This window comes from Pseudothioclava alba (assembly GCF_033100795.1).
GTDB lineage: Bacteria > Pseudomonadota > Alphaproteobacteria > Rhodobacterales > Rhodobacteraceae > Pseudothioclava.
Map to the genome: position 1 here is coordinate 1 of NZ_JAWLVI010000012.1, position 15,668 is coordinate 15,668.

Genomic DNA, 15,668 nt, shown 5'->3' on the forward strand with positions numbered 1-15,668 from the left:
AAAACCATGCTCAAGCGGCGCTTGCGCCACCAAACTGAAAACGCATAAACTCAATCAAGGATGAGCCAGAGCCTCCAAACGAAAGCGCGCTCAACTGTCCCAAATTATCTGACGACGGACAGTATTCAAATGCGTCGATCCGTCCTTCCGGCTAATGAAAATTGAAGTGCGTAGGAACGACCCAAGGCAGGTTGTCTGCACCATTTCCAATTTGCCGTAGAGGTGTTTCTATGGCGAAAGTAATTGCTCGAGCGAGCATCATTACCGGTCGCGCGAGTTATAGCGACAGCCTCATGGTACGCGACCTGCTTGATGCCGGAGAGCGCGTCGTCGTGCTCAACAATTTGAGCACTGGACATGAATGCGCCGTAGATAGGCATGTCGCAGTGGTCAGGGGTGATCTCGCGGACATACCGCTCATCAAGGCGCATGGCGTCGAGTACGGAATTTCTGACATTATCCATTTTGTTGGCTCCATCGCTGTGCCACAATCGGCCGAGGGTTCGCTCAGGTATTATGCCAACAACACCGCCGCTTCGCACAATTTGATTGAGGCGGCAGTGCACGCTGGCGTGAAGTATATTCTCTCGTCAACTGTTCCTGTTTACGGCGTGGCCAACTTGGACCCCGTGCGGGAAGAAACTCAATTTTCTTCGATTTCGCTGCATGACCGTTCCAGGCCTTTGAGCGGAATCACACTTGCCGATGTAGCTGCAACACATAGGCTGAAATTTGGAGCACTGCGCTATTTCAGCGTTGCAGGAGCGGATCCGAAAGGCTGGAACGGTACGTCTACGCACAACGCTACGCATTTCATTAATGTCGCTTGTCAGGCGGCGCTAGGTATCCGTGAGCGGGTTGAAGTTTTGGGGACGGGCTACCCAACACCGGACGGTGCCTGCCAGCGGTGCTACACTCAGCGATGGCTCGCAAGATCGGGGTTCCGGGCAGATGGCTGAAAATGTGCCAAGCCTTCCCTCGATCTTGCTCAAATGGTGCGCACGATTTTTATCCGCGCCCCATTGGTGTTTGCAATGTCTGCGCACGGCGATGGCATCGCATAAGATCGAATATGCATGCACCAGCTTGCTCTTGGCGCGATCGCTACCATTGTCGACCGTCCTTGGAGCCACCCCAGTGTTTTACAGTCGTGTCCTGCGCTTGAAGGGAAACACGATATTGGGTTGGGGACGAAAATGGTCCGGCCGGCGTGCGATGTCATTGGCTGCGCATCATGGGCGGGCATTTCGCCTCGTGGAGGATGGGTTTCTACGCTCAGTTGGTCGCTGTGAATCATCAGTGTCTCTCGTGCTTGACGGAAAAGGCATCTACTACGACTGCACCGAACCCAGCGACCTTGAGAGTCTCTCGCAAACCACTCTGTCGCAAGTCGAATTTGAGCGGGCGCGCAGCATTATCGCGATGTGGCGCTCTGAGCGCCTCTCGAAGTACAACGCGGAGCGTGATCTCCCGGAACCTTTGCCAAGCCGCTACGTCCTCGTGTGTGATCAGACACTCGGTGATGCATCCATCAGCCATGGCTGCGCGGACGTGCAGAGTTTCGTCCACATGATGCAGGCTGCCCTCAACGAATACCCCGAACATGGCATCATTCTGAAAACACACCCTGACGTCATGACGCGTGGCAAGAAAGGGTACTTCGACATCTCGGTGCTTTTGGCTAATAATAAAGTCCGCGTGATTGCAGATTCCGTGCACCCGGTCTCGTTGCTTAAACATGCAGATGCAGTATACACCGTTACCTCACAGATGGGGTTTGAGGCGCTGATCTGGGGCAAGCGCGTGCGTTGCTTTGGAATGCCTTTTTACGCTGGCTGGGGCTTGACTGAAGATGAGCTGCCCGCGCCCGACCGCCGCAAGCCGGTAACGCTTGAGCAACTGGTGCACGCTGCACTGGTCAAGTACCCGCGCTACATAAACCCTGTCACAATGCAGCGCTGCGAGCCTGAGGTTGCGTTTCGGCATGTAGGACTGCAACGGCGTAAGCGGCAAGAGTTTCCGGAGCAGATCACGGCTATCGGGTTTTCTCACTGGAAGCGGCCTTTCATTGCGGCCTTCTTGCAAGGTTCTGATGTTAATTTCGTGAAGAGTCTCGTCAACCATCCCTGCACAGGTGAGTCTCAAACCATAGCAGTCTGGGGAAGTGCTGAATTTCCCGATGCACCGGAAACGAGCAACGTTCTGCGGATCGAAGACGGTTTCCTGCGTTCCTCGGGCCTGGGCGCCGACCTCGTGCGGCCGCTATCGCTGGTCATCGACAATATCGGGATCTACTACGACGCCACGCGCCCGTCGCAGTTGGAGCGCATTCTCGAAACGCAGGTGCTGGAAGATGCGGCGGTCCGGCGTGCGAATGGACTCCGCGACAGGATCATTGAGCTCGACCTTTCAAAATACAACCTGGGTAATGAAACCTGGGATCGCCCAAATGGGCATAGCCCGGTAATTCTCGTGGTCGGCCAGGTCGAAACGGACGCCTCGATCCGGCTCGGCTCGCCAGAAGTCAGGTCCAATGTCGAACTTCTCAGACGCGTCAGGCTGGAAAACCCATCCGCCTATATCGTCTACAAGCCGCACCCCGATGTTTTGGCTGGCCTCCGCCGCCAAGGTGATGGAGAGCGGGCCGCGCTGGCTCTTGCCGATGAAGTCCTAGCACGACCAGTGTCTCTAGGCCAATTCCTGGGCCAGGTTGATGAAGTACATACGATGACTTCGCTGTTGGGCTTCGAGGCGCTGATCCGGGGTGCGAAGGTCGTCTGCCACGGTCTTCCCTTCTACGCGGGCTGGGGGCTGACGGAAGACAGGATACCGTGCCCCCGCCGAACACGACGATTGACCGTCGCAGAATTGGTTCACGGGGCTCTGATCTCTTACCCTCGATATTTCAATTATGAGCGGGACTGCTTTGTCGAGCCCGAGCATGCGGTGGAACAGCTTGCTGCCATGGCAAACTGTGGCCCCCAGCGCCGGAGTTTGCATCGCAAGATCTTGCGGAGCGCCATTGTGGCTTGGCTGAAGCTTAAGGGAAACATGCGATGACCAGTGCCAAGAACGACAAGCAATCGGAGCCAAAGGGCAAAGTGCTTGCGCTCGGAAACGCGGCGGCGACCGCTGCGAGTGATCGGCAGGAGAATCGCCGCCCCAGCAGATTACTTGTGTCGTTTATCCTTTGCGTGGTTCTACCGCTCATGGCTGCTACCCTCTACTACGCGTTCTTCGCCACTGACCGTTATGCGGCCCGCGCAGGATTTTCGATCCGCGGCATCGATACGAACGCTGGAATCGACGGCATTGGCGCCTTGACTGGCCTTGCCAGCACCGGCTCGACGACATCGGACTCCTATATCGTTCTGAGCTATCTAGGCAGTCGCGAACTTCTGGAGGCGGTGGATCTCGAACTTGGTCTGCGTGGCGTTTATTCGTCACGCGAGGTTGATCCGCTGTCTCGGCTGGATGCCGATGCAACAGTCGAGGATTTCCTCGAGTACTGGAACAGGCGCATCTACACTCAATTCGACCCTACCTCTGGGATCATCGAGTTTGAGGTTCAATCCTTCAGCCCGGAACATGCGCAGGAAATGGCAGCATCGGTTCTGCGTCTGACCCAAACCCTGGTGAATGAACTCTCCGCGAACGCTCGACGAGACGCACTCCGTTTTGCACGGGAAGAGGTGGAACTTCAGGAGGCCCGCTTGCGGCAGGCACTCAGCGCAATTCGCGATTTCCGCGCCTCCGAGCAATCCGTCGACCCGTCTGCAAGTGCTGCGCTCGAAATCGAGCTGATCGCGAGCCTCGAGGCGCGCCTTATCGACGTCAATGCCCGCATTGCCGCCTTGCGCCAGACCCTCGACGAAAACGCGCCCAGTCTCACCGCGCTGCGACGCAACGCAGAGGCGCTGGCCGCCCAGATCGTTGAACGTCGTGAGGCGATCGGCAGCGAGGTCCTTGGAGAAAGCGGTGTGAGCGCTGTCAGCCAGCAGCTGGCTCTCTACGAGGAACTGGAGGTCGAACGCAGTCTGGCCCAACAGGCCTACGCATCGGCTTTGACGTCGCTCGAGCAGGCGCGGAGGGATGCCGACCGACAACAACGCTATCTCGCGGTTCATTTGCAGCCACAGGCGCCTGAATCCGCACAATATCCCCGCAGCATCCGCAACCTCCTGATCCTTGGCTTCGCATTGGTCGCGGCATGGGGGATAGGCGCGCTGATGACATATTCCGTTCGGGACCACCTTACATGAGGCTGGTCAGCACTCAAGAGCTTCTGTCGCTGCAATTGCGCGTGATCGCCAGCCTCGTTTTGCGCGAAACCCGCGCGACCTTTGGAACATCGCCCTTCGGCTATGTCTGGGCGATCATCACCCCCACAGTTGGCGTTGGCCTGCTGGTGTTCCTCTTCAGCATAATCGGCCGTCAGCCTCCCTTTGGATCTAGTCTGGCCCTGTTTTTCGCGACGGGTATCCTCACGCTACAGTTCTTCAGTGAACTCTCGAATAAGCTCATGACTGTATTCGATGCAAACCGGGCCCTGCTGACGTATCCGATCATCAAAGATGTCGACACGTTGATCGCCCGGGCCGTGTTGGTGGCCGCCACCTACGTGGTGATCATGGTCGTCTTCTACACCGCGCTGATCGCCCTGAACCTGGCGCCACTCCCCGCTCATCCTGAGCATGTCATCTTGGCATTCCTGGCGGCTTTCCTTCTGGGCATGGGCTTTGGCACGCTCAACGCCGTAATCGCATCGCTGTGGGACACGTGGACTCAGATTGAAAAGATTCTGACACGGCCGTTGTTCTTTGTCTCCGGGATCTTCTACGTCCCGAGCCAACTCCCCCCACAGGCTCGCGAGGTGCTGCAATGGAACCCCGTGCTACACCTTGTCGAATGGTTCCGGCACGGGTTCTACCCGAACTACAATTCAACGCTCCTTGATGTCTGGTATCCGGTCGGTGTGGGGGCAGGGATGCTGGTGGTGGGGTTGGCCGGCGAGCGGCTGTTTCGGCAGGCGAGATATTAGATGCTCGTCTTCGACAAGGTCAGCAAATACTACCGAGTGGGAGGGGTGAAAAAGACGATCCTGTCCGATTTTTCCTTTGCGTTTCCCGCGGGTCGCAATGTCGGGATCATGGGAAAAAATGGGGCGGGTAAATCTACGATGATGCGCCTTATGGCCGGCATAGAGCCGCCGAGCCTTGGCCAGGTCTTCCGGACATCACGTGTGTCATGGCCACTGGGGTTTTCCGGCGGCTTCAACGGCAGCATGACCGGCATCGAGAACATCCGCTTCGTGTCGCGCATCTATGGGCAGGACCCGGTGCGCGTCATCTCCTACGTCACCGAATTTGCTGAACTGGGGCCGTCACTGCGCTTGCCGATCAAGACCTATTCGAGCGGCATGAAGGCCAGATTGGCCTTCGGCCTCAGCATGGCGATCGACTTCGATGTATACCTGATCGACGAGGTCACCGCCGTTGGAGACGAAGATTTCAAGAAAAAAAGCAAAGCTGTGTTTCAGGACAAGCTCGCCAGGAGCCAGATCATCATGATTTCTCACTCACCTAGCACCATTGAACAATATTGCGACTGCGGCTTGCTGCTGGAGGGAAGTCGCATCCGGTTCTTCGATCGGACCGATGACCTTCTTCTCGCCTACAAGGAGCTCAATACATGATGTGCCGAAGATTCCGTTTCACCATCCGCCAAACCAACTTCAGTCAATCTGAAAAAAAGCCACAAAAATAAGCAGCAATTTAAAGGGCAGATCCAATGAAACATGTCTTGGTCACGGGCGGCGCCGGCTATATCGGCTCTCACGCCTGCAAACTGCTGGCGCAGCAGGGCTATGTCCCGGTTACCTTCGACAGCCTGGTTACAGGTTGGGCCAGTGCCGTGAAGTTCGGCCCCTTTGTACAGGGCGATCTGCTTGATCGCGCCGCGCTGGATGGGGCGTTTGCCAAATATGAACCCGTGGCGGTGATGCATTTCGCGGCGCTGAGCCAAGTGGGCGAGGCGACACGCGAGCCGGGCCGCTACTGGCGCAACAACGTGCTGGGTTCTCTCAACCTCGTTGAGGCCATGGTGGCGGCAGGTTGCAAGCACATGGTGTTCTCCTCGACCTGCGCGACCTATGGCGACCAAGACGGCGTCGTGCTCGATGAACAGAGCGCCCAGATGCCGCTCAATGCATATGGCGCTTCCAAACGCGCGGTCGAAGAGATCCTGCGCGACTTCGGCGTGAGCCACGGCCTTGAGGCGGTGGTGTTCCGGTATTTCAACGTTGCGGGCGCCGACGTTGAAGCCGAAGTCGGTGAGTGGCACCAGCCAGAAACCCACCTGATCCCGGTGATGATCGAGGCCGCCGCTGGCAAACGGGACGCCCTGACCATCTATGGCACGGATTACCCCACGCCAGACGGCACCTGTGTGCGTGACTATGTCCATGTGATGGATCTGGTCGATGCCCACATCAAAGGCCTTGAATGGCTTCTCGAGGGCAAAGGTAGCCGGGTGTTCAACCTGGGAACAGGCACCGGCTTCTCGGTCAAAGAGGTGATTGCTGAATGCAAAGCCGCGACGGGCCATTACGTCCCGCACAGCTTTGGTCCGCGCCGGGCGGGCGATGCCGCGGCACTGGTTTCCGGCAGCCGGCGCGCGGCCGAAGAATTGGGCTGGTCTCCGGAGCGCTCGACCCTGCAGCAAATGATTGCCGATGCCTGGCGCTGGTATCAGACCGACGGCTATTCTGGGTAGCGCCCAGGATTCCCGGTAATTCACCAAAATCACCGACCTCGAAATTTTCAACAAAAGACGACGTTCTGAAAGCTCCCCCCACTATGAAATCCGTTCGTAAAGCCGTATTTCCCGTTGCCGGGTTCGGCACTCGCTTCTTACCCGCCACCAAGGCCATGCCGAAAGAGCTGCTGCCAATCGTCGACAAGCCGCTTATCCAATATGCGGCCGAAGAGGCCATCGCGGCGGGGATCGACACGTTGATTTTCGTCACGGGGCGCAACAAACGGGCGATCGAGGACCATTTCGACAGCAATCAGGAACTGGAAGCCGCACTCCGGGCCAAAGGCAAGAATGAGCAAGCGCAAATGGTGCGCAGCATTCTGCCTGATGGTGTCGAATGCATCTTCGTGCGTCAGCCGGAACAGCTCGGTCTGGGCCATGCGGTCCTTTGCGCCGAGCGCGCCGTTGGCGATGATCCTTTTGCGGTGCTCTTAGCAGACGACTTCCTGACCTACGAAGGAGCGGGCGTGACGGCCGATCTGGTTAAAGGCTATGAAACCTCAGGGAGAACGCAGTTGTCGGTGATGGAGGTCGATGGGCCCGACATCTCGAAATACGGTGTGGTGCAGCCTGGGACTGGCGCTGGCAGTGTCGCGGGCCTATTCGAAAAGCCCGCCTTCGAGCAGGCGCCGTCGAACCTGGCTTCAATCGGTCGCTATGTCCTCACGCCTGACATTTTCGAGATCCTGCGTGACCAAGCACCCGGCGCAGGCGGTGAAATCCAATTGGCAGACGCGATCAACGCCCAAGCCGCCGCCGGCCAGGTGGAGGCCGTGACGCTGAACGGCCAGCGGTTCGACTGCGGGTCTGTGAAAGGATTCTTGCACGCCATCATGCATGTAGCGCAGCGGGATGGGTTGGTTTGAGTTTATGCTATGAGTCAAAGGAGCTTTCGGTTGGTTCGCTCCCAGTTCTGATCGGACCAGATGATTTGCGAATTCAGCCTCGCATCAATTATTTCAATAAGTTAGGGCGAAAGAGAGTTGGGCGTCAGACCCATCCGCTCCGAGGATTCTGCGAAGGCGTTTGCGTCCGGCGCCCTGTGCGGGATTTGGAGGACACGAGCTGCCTCTGATGTCCAAACAGTGTCGAAGCTGGCGCTGAATTTGGTGTCGGCATCGCGGATCAGAAACTCCGGCGTGATGCCTTGTTTTTCGCACCACATCAGAGTGTTGCGGGCCTGTTGGGTCATTCATCCCCAAGCCCATTAAACACGACAGGCGCCGATACAAGCGCCGCAACCGCATCGAGATCATGTTCGGCTGGTTTAAGGACTGGCGAAGGGTAGCAACATGCTACGACAGATGCCTAAAGGCCTTTCTCTCCGCCATCGCTCTCGCCGCAACCGTTTTGATCTGGCTAAGAGGCCTGAGCCTGAACACCCGAATTGGGATGTCTTGCGGCAGTATGAGGTGGAACAGAGCGGGGTGGTTCCTCGTCTTGCTATTCCCAGTCATACGGCGCCGATGTTCCTGGGGCGCGCAACCGATCTCGCAAGAACGACCGCCACTCCCAGCAGCGTAAGAACTACCGCGATGGCGATCCCCGATTGGGTCTGGTGCAGGGTGAATGTGCCCGCTTGGTAAGCGACTACCGCCGCCCCATAGGCAAGGAAGGTCGACCAGACCGCCGAAACCGTTGCCCAGCCGCCTCCGATTTCACGCCATACCGTCGAGAGGGCCGCGACACAGGGGACATAGAGCAGGATCATCACCATGTAGGCAAATGCCCCTGCTGCACTGTCAAACCGGCTCCGCAGCTCGGTAAACAAGGTTGCCTCGACGTCTTGCGCTTCTGCTGCTTCTGCGAAACTCGCAATCGGCCCGATATCAACCCCGAGCGGATCGACCAGAGCCGTCAGAAGACCTGCCCCAGCACCTGCGAGATTGTGCAGCGCCGCGCCTGCCGTTCCCAGAGGATCGGGCCGGGCGCCGCTGTCATTCTCAGATACATAGAGCGCCTGCAACGTGCCCACGACGGTTTCCTTGGCGAAGATACCCGTCACAAGCCCCACCGCGGCTGGCCAGTTGTCTTCGCCGATCCCCATCGGTGCAAGCGCAGGCGTTACCATGCGCGCACTCTGGGCAAGGATAGACTGACCATTGCCCTCATTCCCGATCGAGCCATCCGGCGCAAAGGAATTGAGCAGAGACAGAAGCGTCACGGCAATGGCGATCGTCTTGCCTGCCTCGCTGACGAACTGCTTCAGCCGCGCCCAACAAAGGCGAAGCGCTGCCCCCATTTCCGGGAATTGATAGACCGGCAACTCGATCGCCAGAGGGCGCGGTGTGCCCGAAATCAGCCGCGGAGCAAGTACCCAGCCCGTAAAGAGCGCGACCCCCACCCCGAGCAGGTAGAGAGCGAATACGATATTCTGTCCCGAAGACGGGAAAAAGGTCGCAGCAAAGAGCGCATAGACCGGCAAACGCGCCCCGCAGGACATGAAAGGAGCCATGAGCGCGGTCATCACACGTTCCGCCCGCGTATCAAGTGTGCGCGTGGCAAGAATGGCCGGGATGGTGCACCCAAACCCCAGAATAAGCGGCAAGAACGCGCGCCCCGAAAGGCCAAGGCGGCGCATCATGCGGTCCGCCACCACGGCGGCGCGGGTCATATAGCCGCTTTCCTCAAGCAGTATCTGACACAGGAACAGGAACCCGACCACCGGCGCGAATGTCGCCACGGTCTGTAACCCCGTCCCGACAGCGCCAAGCACGACAGACAGCAACCCCCCGTCCAGCCCGAGCCGGAACAAAAGAAGTCCCGGCGCATCCACGAACGCCGCCTGCGCAAGCCCGTCAAACAGGTCGATGAACACTGTCGCCAGGTTGATCGACACGAAGAACACCATGTACATCACCGCAAGGAAGACAAGCATCCCCCAGCGTCTGGACAGGGCCACGCGGTCAATCCGGTCCGACCAGAATCGTTTGCTGACCGGAGCCGGCATCTCAAGCGCAGCAACCAGCGTCCCCGCGCGTATGATCGGCGACTGGGTAAGGCGCATATCAAACGCGACGCCATCACGATCTTCCGCAATGGCGCAAAGATTATCGCGCAGCTCAAGGATCTGGCGTGGCGCGAGTTCGGAGGCGAGCTTGTCGCGCTCAAGCAATCGACGCGCTGATGCGACGGGGTGATTGGCAAGCGGCGACTGAGTTGCCGCGATGGCTTCGGACAGGGTTGCTATTTCGATATCGGCGCCCGCTGGCGCCCCCGATACCCCCGGCGGGAATGACAGCAGCCCCTCAAGCTCGCGGCGCACGGCCTCCAGCCCGTCATTGGTGCGTGAAGACACCGGAAAAACCCCGATCCCGAGCGCCTTATGAAGACGTTCGGCGGCACTCGCCATGATCTGCGCATCCCAATAGTCCGCCTTGGTCAGAACTGCGGTCACGGGAATGCCGCAATCCATCGCCTGCAAAAGCATCGAAAGCCCGCGATGCGGCGCCGTAAGATCTACCGCAACGAGAAGGACATCACATCTGGTTGTCAGGATCGCCTCGCGCGCTACACGCTCATCAATGCGCTCCGCGGTTGGTGACGAAAGGCTGGACACACCCGGAAGGTCAACGATCTCTGCGTCAATAGCGCCAAGTCGCACACAGCCGGCTTTGCGATCCACCGTCACGCCCGGCCAGTTGCCGACCGTCTGATTTGCGAGGGTCAGCCGGTTAAAAAGAGTGGACTTGCCTGAATTGGGAGGGCCAAGAAGATACACCCGTGCCGAAGTCATTCCAATCGGGCCGATGCCACAGGCTCCTGCCTCCTTGAGGGCGCAGGTGTTACAGCTCATGAAGACGCCTCACCGCGCACATCGCAGGCGCGCAGCGTGACGCAATGCGCAAGATCCGCCCCGATCGCCGCCCGGATTGGACCGCACGCCACGACGCAATGGCGCCTCTGACAGACCGAAAGCACATCAATTTCCTGATCCGGCGCCAGCCCGGCAGCCATAAGCTCGAGCCGGTTCTCAAAATTGTCACCAAGCGAATGGATAAAATAGCGCGTGCCCACCTGTGCCTTGGCCAGCGGGCAATGACCATCAGAGGCAGTGGAACCAGCCGACTGTGTTAGGCGAAACTGTGACATGGGCGTCTCCTGTTCCTCGCAGTTATAATGCCGATCTATTTTGTCGGAATTGACCCAAGTCAAGTCGTAACCCGAGATTGAGTACTGGTTGCAGGGCGCTTTGGAGCGCAAATCGGGCGGTGTGCGTGCTTCGGAGGGTGCCAACCGGGTGACCATCATTTCATGCTCGAAACCGCGCCGTAACGCTGCTGTACACAGGGGCACCACGGTGTTCGGTCGTCATGATCTCGGGGGGCATCGTGCGGCTGCCCGGCTGGTCAGGTTGGCGCAAACATACGGTTCAAACGGATCGCTTCGGCCCTTGGGTTCCGCCCGTCTCGGTCACGTGCTGTGCCGAGCGTCTTTGGCCCTATCTGAGAGGGGTGCCAAAATGTAGACACAGCCTTGCGCTGGAAAGCGACTACACCACGCGTACAGCGACAATTGGCGCTGCTCTGTCGGGTGTGTATGACTACGACAGCTACGAGTTTCATCCTGAACTGGCCTTTAGCTATGGCAAGACGTGGATCGGCAACGTGGGGTTCACGGGGACTGCCTATGGTCTGGTGGATAATACGCTCAGCCTTGATGCGGGGAGTGTGTCAATTGCCAATCTGACCTTCCGACCTGAGGTTATCATCCCGATGGATGCCACCAGAACAGCAAGCTTTGCACCGCGCCTGATCTGTGAGCAGGTTAAGACCGCGGTCACGAGAGAAGAGTGCGGTGGCGGTGCGGAGTTCGGCCTCAATAGCACATCGGAAGACGAACTTACCAACCTCAGCGCCAAGATTATTGCTGATCGTGTAGGCAACAGTACCCGAACGGGGCTCCAGCTGAACTTCGAACATCGTTTCTAAGTGGATCGCTCAGTTAAACAAAGACATGTAGGGGCGGCATTCGTGCCGCTCTTTTCTTCCGGCAATCCAAGTAAACGGCATAATCATTACTCAAACTGGACAACCAGCTAGACGACATGACGACACCTCTAAAGAGGTGTATCTCGAGGGCCAGCAGGGCGCCTACATCGAGACACGCAATGGCTTCGATGTGGACGGCGTCGAGATCAAGTGCCGCCTCGACTTCGGCGCCAAGGCCATCGACTGGCGCGGCCTCTACAAGAACCCGGGCGCGTAAGCCCGGACACAACCGCATCTACTTGGGAAATCGGGAGCTGGGATTCAGGTTGTGTCCCAGTCGATACGCTTAAGCTCCTCTCTCGAGAAGCCACGGGGCGTTTCCGATGGTGTAGAGGCGGGGCGCCTTTTCCGACCTTGGTATTCTGCCATACGTCGAACCCAGAGTTCTCTCTCATCTGGGCTGAATTGGGCAAGCCATTCAGCGCGCTCTGTTTCTGAAGCGGCCAAAAGCCACTCAGTCCACATCCTTCTGCGGAAGCGTGTCTGACCATCAGAAGGGATACGCGGTGGAACAGCCATCAGTGGCCTCCCTCATAAGAAACTCAAGCAGCCTATCATGTTTGATCCGTAGCTTCGAAGTCTTTGAGCGCGGCTGCGAAGAAGGCTGCAAGTAGCCTATAGAACTCCGAACGATTCAACCACTTCCCGACGGATGGTTATCGGGCCGTCCGTCCGTATTCTGAAAGGACCCTCGCAATGAAGAACTACATCCAGCCCGGCAGCACCCTCACCCTGAGCGCGCCCTATGTTGGCGGATGCCATGCTCGACAACGCCGGTCTCAAAGGCCTTCTGGCAAAAAACTCATAACGCCTGCCGCCCGCCGGGATGCTGTGAAGACTCTGGTGACAGAGCACCAATTCACGCAACGGCGGGCGTGCAGGCTGGTTGGTATATCCAGATCGAGCCTGACGTATCAGGCGCGCCCGAAGCCCGCAACGCGCTGGCCCGTGCCGTGTTCTTCAACCGTCTTGGTGAAATCCGCGACCGCAGTTTCGAGCAGCAGCGTTACCGCGCTTCCGGCCTCAACTTGGTGACGGCCGCCATCGTGCTGTGGAACACGGTCTATCTGGAACGGGCGGCACACGGACTGCGCAACAACGGCCATGCCGTCGATGATGCGCTGTTGCAGTACCTGTCGCCCCTGGGCTGGGAGCACATCAATCTGACCGGCGATTACCTCTGGCGCAGCAGCGCCAAGATCGGCGCGGGCAAGTTCAGGCCGCTACGACCGCTGCAACCGGCTTAGCGTACGATTTTTTCCGTTTTCTGAGACGACCCCATGTAGGGAATGGTATCCACCTGTCACTCCTCCAAAATTTGGGTGGAAGCGCGCATGATGCGCGCGATAAACCGTCAGGTCGTTTATTTTGGCGTGGCGCGCTCGAAAATCAGGCCGATCACGGCCAAGGCCAGCGTGGCGATGTTCAGGATGGCGAACCAGTCGAGAACCCAGGAATCGAAGAACATGTTTCCTCCCTTCGATATGCAATGAACTGCATTGAAACGACACGCGCCCCGAACCATCTGGCCGGGGCGCACTTTGGTGTTCGGATCAGGCGGCCTTGGCGGCGCCCTTCACAATCAGGTGTTCGGGGCCGTAGGGGAAGCCGGTGATGTTCCGGTTGCCAGCCTCTTCGATCACAAGGATATCGTGTTCGCGATAGCCACCGGCGCCGGCCATGTTTTCCGGGATGGTGATCATCGGCTCCATCGACACGACCATGCCTTTTTCCAGAACGGTGTCGCAATCCTCGCGCAGTTCCAGACCGGCTTCGCGGCCATAGTAATGGCTCAGCACGCCGAAAGAGTGACCGTAGCCAAAGCTGCGATATTGCAGCAGATCGGCCTCGGCGTAGATTTCGTTCAGTTCTTTGGCGATGTCGGAGCACTTGTTGCCCGGCACCAGCAATTCCTTGCCGCGGTCATGCACCTTGCAATTCAGTTCCCACATGGCGATATGCGCGTCGCTGGCATGTTCGGCAAACAACGTCCGCTCAAGCGCAACGTAGTAGCCTGCCACCATCGGGAAGCAGTTGAGCGACAGGATATCGCCATGCTTGATCTTGCGGCTGGTGACGGGGTTGTGCGCGCCATCGGTGTTCACGCCGGACTGGAACCAGGTCCAGGTGTCGAGCAATTCGCCATCCGGCCAGACCTTCGCAATCTCGCGGACCATCGTGGCAGTGGAATGAAGCGCCACCTCATGCTCGGGCACGCCCACAGCGGTTGCCTCGACACAGGCCGCGCCGCCGATATCGGCGATGCGCGTCATCTTTTCGGTATGCGCGATCTCTTCGGCGGATTTGATCATGCGCAGGCGCATCGACGCCGCCGCGATGTCGACAAACTCCACCGACGGGAATTCGGCCTTGAGCAGGGTCAGCGTGTCGATGGTGATGTGATCGAACTCGACCCCGATCCGCTTGGCGCCGCTGGGCAGCAGGGTGCGGATGGCATGAAAATAGTTGTCCTTCTGCCAATCCGTATAGGTGACGTTCTTACCACCGAAGGTGCGCCGCCAGGGCTGGCCACCGTCAATGCCGGCGCTGATCGAGGTTGCGATGTCGTGATCGACAAGGAACCCGTAGCGGCGGCCGAACTGGCAGTAGATGAAATCGGAATAATAATTCACGCAATGATAGCTGGTGAACAGCGCGGCATCTATGCCTGCCTTGGCCATATGCGCGCGGATGCCGTCAAGGCGGCGCTGCATCTCCGCGTCGGAAAATGTGCCTTTGCCCTTGTCGCCGTTGCCGACGTAATTCTGTAGACGTTCGCGTTCCATGAAAACCTCCAATTGATCCATCGTGACCGCAGGGCCACTTCTTGCGCGAAAACAGCATTCCTTGCCCGGTTTGGTCAAACGATGTTACGTAACACTAGGTTTAGTTTTTCTCATCTACAGGCGATTTCATGGCTTTGCCCCCCCTCAACGCACTGCGCGCCTTCGAAGCGGTGGCGCGGCTTGGCTCTTTCAAGGCCGCGGCGGACGCGCTTTTCGTCACGCAATCCGCGGTCAGTCACCAGATTCGCAACTTTGAAAGCTGGCTGGGCGGCCCGCTTTTTGTGCGCGTGGGCAACCGGACGATCCTTTTGCCGCATGGTCTGGAATTGGCGAATACGCTGTCGCGCAGCTTGTCCGATATCGACGCTGCTTGCCAACTTGCGCGGGTCGGTCCCGGCAATCAGCCGCTGGTGATCGCGGCCATTCCGTCGGTTGCGATGTGCTGGCTGATCCCGCGCCTGTCGCAATTTCGTGCCGACCACCCCGAGATCGAGACGCGCATCGTCTATGCCATGCACGGCTATGACATCAATTTCTCTGATGTTCATGTCGCGTTCAGCTTTCTTCCGGAACTGCCAACCGGGCCGATGATCGAGGCGCAGCTTTTCCTGCGCGGCGATTCCCTGCCTGTGTGCAGCCCTGCCCTGCTGGCGCAATCCGACCATCCACGCTCAGCCGAGGATCTAAAACGGCTGGGTCTTTTGCACGATGCTGATACGACCGGTTGGGAGCGCTGGTTTACGCATGTGGGCCACGCAACGTCCGAAAAGCTATCAGGCGCGACATTCGAGGATTTCAACCTTTTGCGCGCGGCGGCCCTGTCGGGACAGGGGGTCGCGCTTTGCCCGCGCGCGATGATCGAGGCGGATCTGGACATCGGTGCCCTTGTGAGCCTAGCGGAGGAACCGATGGTCTATGGCTCGGATTATTACCTCATCACGTCCAAACGCGCACCCCTGGCCGTGCAGGCGCAGATCCGCAAATTCTCGGATTGGGCCATGTCACAATCGCAGACTGCAATTGAGAAGTGGTTCGGTTGATCTGAACAAGTTCCGGGCGTTTGCTAGGCTCAGGA

At 58.5% G+C, this 15,668-nt stretch carries 13 protein-coding genes and 3 pseudogenes; 12 read left to right on the forward strand and 4 right to left on the reverse strand.

Annotated elements, in window-relative coordinates:
* Positions 1–230 precede the first annotated feature (230 nt).
* The 7 genes from RYZ20_RS15475 (at position 231) to galU (ending at position 7,682) form a co-directional block, all read left to right on the forward strand.
* Positions 231–959 (forward strand): NAD-dependent epimerase/dehydratase family protein, encoded by a 729-nt coding sequence (locus RYZ20_RS15475; protein ID WP_317675079.1) that lies wholly within the window; start codon positions 231–233, stop codon positions 957–959.
* Positions 960–1,050: 91 nt separating this feature from the next.
* Positions 1,051–3,060: a capsular polysaccharide biosynthesis protein gene (locus tag RYZ20_RS15480; RefSeq protein WP_317675122.1), complete on the forward strand. Its 2,010-nt coding sequence runs from the start codon at positions 1,051–1,053 to the stop codon at positions 3,058–3,060.
* A complete protein-coding gene (locus RYZ20_RS15485; protein ID WP_317675081.1) occupies positions 3,057–4,262 on the forward strand; it encodes a KpsE/RkpR family capsule polysaccharide export protein in 1,206 nt (401 codons plus the stop codon). The genes RYZ20_RS15480 and RYZ20_RS15485 overlap by 4 nt, the downstream gene beginning before the upstream one ends.
* Complete coding sequence (locus RYZ20_RS15490; protein WP_317675083.1) at positions 4,259–5,041, forward strand: ABC transporter permease; 783 nt, start codon at positions 4,259–4,261, stop codon at positions 5,039–5,041. Before RYZ20_RS15485 ends, RYZ20_RS15490 begins: the two co-directional genes overlap by 4 nt.
* On the forward strand, positions 5,042–5,695 hold the full coding sequence (locus RYZ20_RS15495) for an ABC transporter ATP-binding protein (RefSeq protein ID WP_317675085.1): 654 nt from the start codon (positions 5,042–5,044) through the stop codon (positions 5,693–5,695).
* A gap of 95 nt (positions 5,696–5,790) precedes the next feature.
* Positions 5,791–6,774 (forward strand): UDP-glucose 4-epimerase GalE, encoded by a 984-nt coding sequence (gene galE / locus RYZ20_RS15500; RefSeq protein WP_317675087.1) that lies wholly within the window; start codon positions 5,791–5,793, stop codon positions 6,772–6,774.
* A gap of 83 nt (positions 6,775–6,857) precedes the next feature.
* On the forward strand, positions 6,858–7,682 hold the full coding sequence (gene galU, locus RYZ20_RS15505) for a UTP--glucose-1-phosphate uridylyltransferase GalU (RefSeq protein WP_317675089.1): 825 nt from the start codon (positions 6,858–6,860) through the stop codon (positions 7,680–7,682).
* A gap of 101 nt (positions 7,683–7,783) precedes the next feature.
* Here galU and RYZ20_RS15510 read toward each other — a convergent pair whose 3' ends face one another.
* Positions 7,784–8,008 (reverse strand): hypothetical protein, encoded by a 225-nt coding sequence (locus RYZ20_RS15510; protein WP_317675091.1) that lies wholly within the window; start codon positions 8,006–8,008, stop codon positions 7,784–7,786.
* Between the two features lie 8 nt (positions 8,009–8,016).
* Here RYZ20_RS15510 and RYZ20_RS15515 point away from each other — a divergent pair.
* Positions 8,017–8,178 (forward strand): annotated as a pseudogene (locus RYZ20_RS15515) (transposase); the annotation flags it as partial.
* 91 nt (positions 8,179–8,269) lie between these two features.
* Here the strand turns inward: RYZ20_RS15515 and feoB are convergent.
* Both feoB and RYZ20_RS15525 read right to left on the reverse strand, forming a co-directional pair.
* Positions 8,270–10,612, reverse strand: a complete 2,343-nt coding sequence (feoB, locus tag RYZ20_RS15520; RefSeq protein WP_317675093.1) for a ferrous iron transport protein B — start codon at positions 10,610–10,612, stop codon at positions 8,270–8,272.
* Positions 10,609–10,908 carry a ferrous iron transport protein A gene (locus tag RYZ20_RS15525; protein ID WP_317675095.1) on the reverse strand — a complete coding sequence of 100 codons (300 nt, stop codon included), beginning with the start codon at positions 10,906–10,908 and terminating at the stop codon, positions 10,609–10,611. The genes feoB and RYZ20_RS15525 overlap by 4 nt, the downstream gene beginning before the upstream one ends.
* 239 nt (positions 10,909–11,147) lie before the next feature.
* Between RYZ20_RS15525 and RYZ20_RS15530 the strand changes: the two genes are divergently transcribed.
* From RYZ20_RS15530 to RYZ20_RS15540, 3 genes and pseudogenes are all read left to right on the forward strand, one after another.
* Positions 11,148–11,747, forward strand: a complete 600-nt coding sequence (locus tag RYZ20_RS15530; protein ID WP_317675097.1) for a hypothetical protein — start codon at positions 11,148–11,150, stop codon at positions 11,745–11,747.
* 121 nt (positions 11,748–11,868) lie between these two features.
* Positions 11,869–12,024, forward strand: a pseudogene (locus tag RYZ20_RS15535) (phage major capsid protein); the annotation flags it as partial.
* A gap of 709 nt (positions 12,025–12,733) precedes the next feature.
* Positions 12,734–13,054, forward strand: a pseudogene (locus tag RYZ20_RS15540) (Tn3 family transposase); the annotation flags it as partial.
* A gap of 306 nt (positions 13,055–13,360) precedes the next feature.
* Here the strand turns inward: RYZ20_RS15540 and RYZ20_RS15545 are convergent.
* A complete protein-coding gene (locus RYZ20_RS15545) occupies positions 13,361–14,593 on the reverse strand; it encodes an aminopeptidase P family protein (RefSeq protein ID WP_317675101.1) in 1,233 nt (410 codons plus the stop codon).
* A 128-nt stretch (positions 14,594–14,721) separates the two neighbouring features.
* On the opposite strand from RYZ20_RS15545, the gene RYZ20_RS15550 reads away from it, so the two are divergent.
* A complete protein-coding gene (locus RYZ20_RS15550; RefSeq protein ID WP_317675103.1) occupies positions 14,722–15,633 on the forward strand; it encodes a LysR substrate-binding domain-containing protein in 912 nt (303 codons plus the stop codon).
* Positions 15,634–15,668 lie beyond the last annotated feature (35 nt).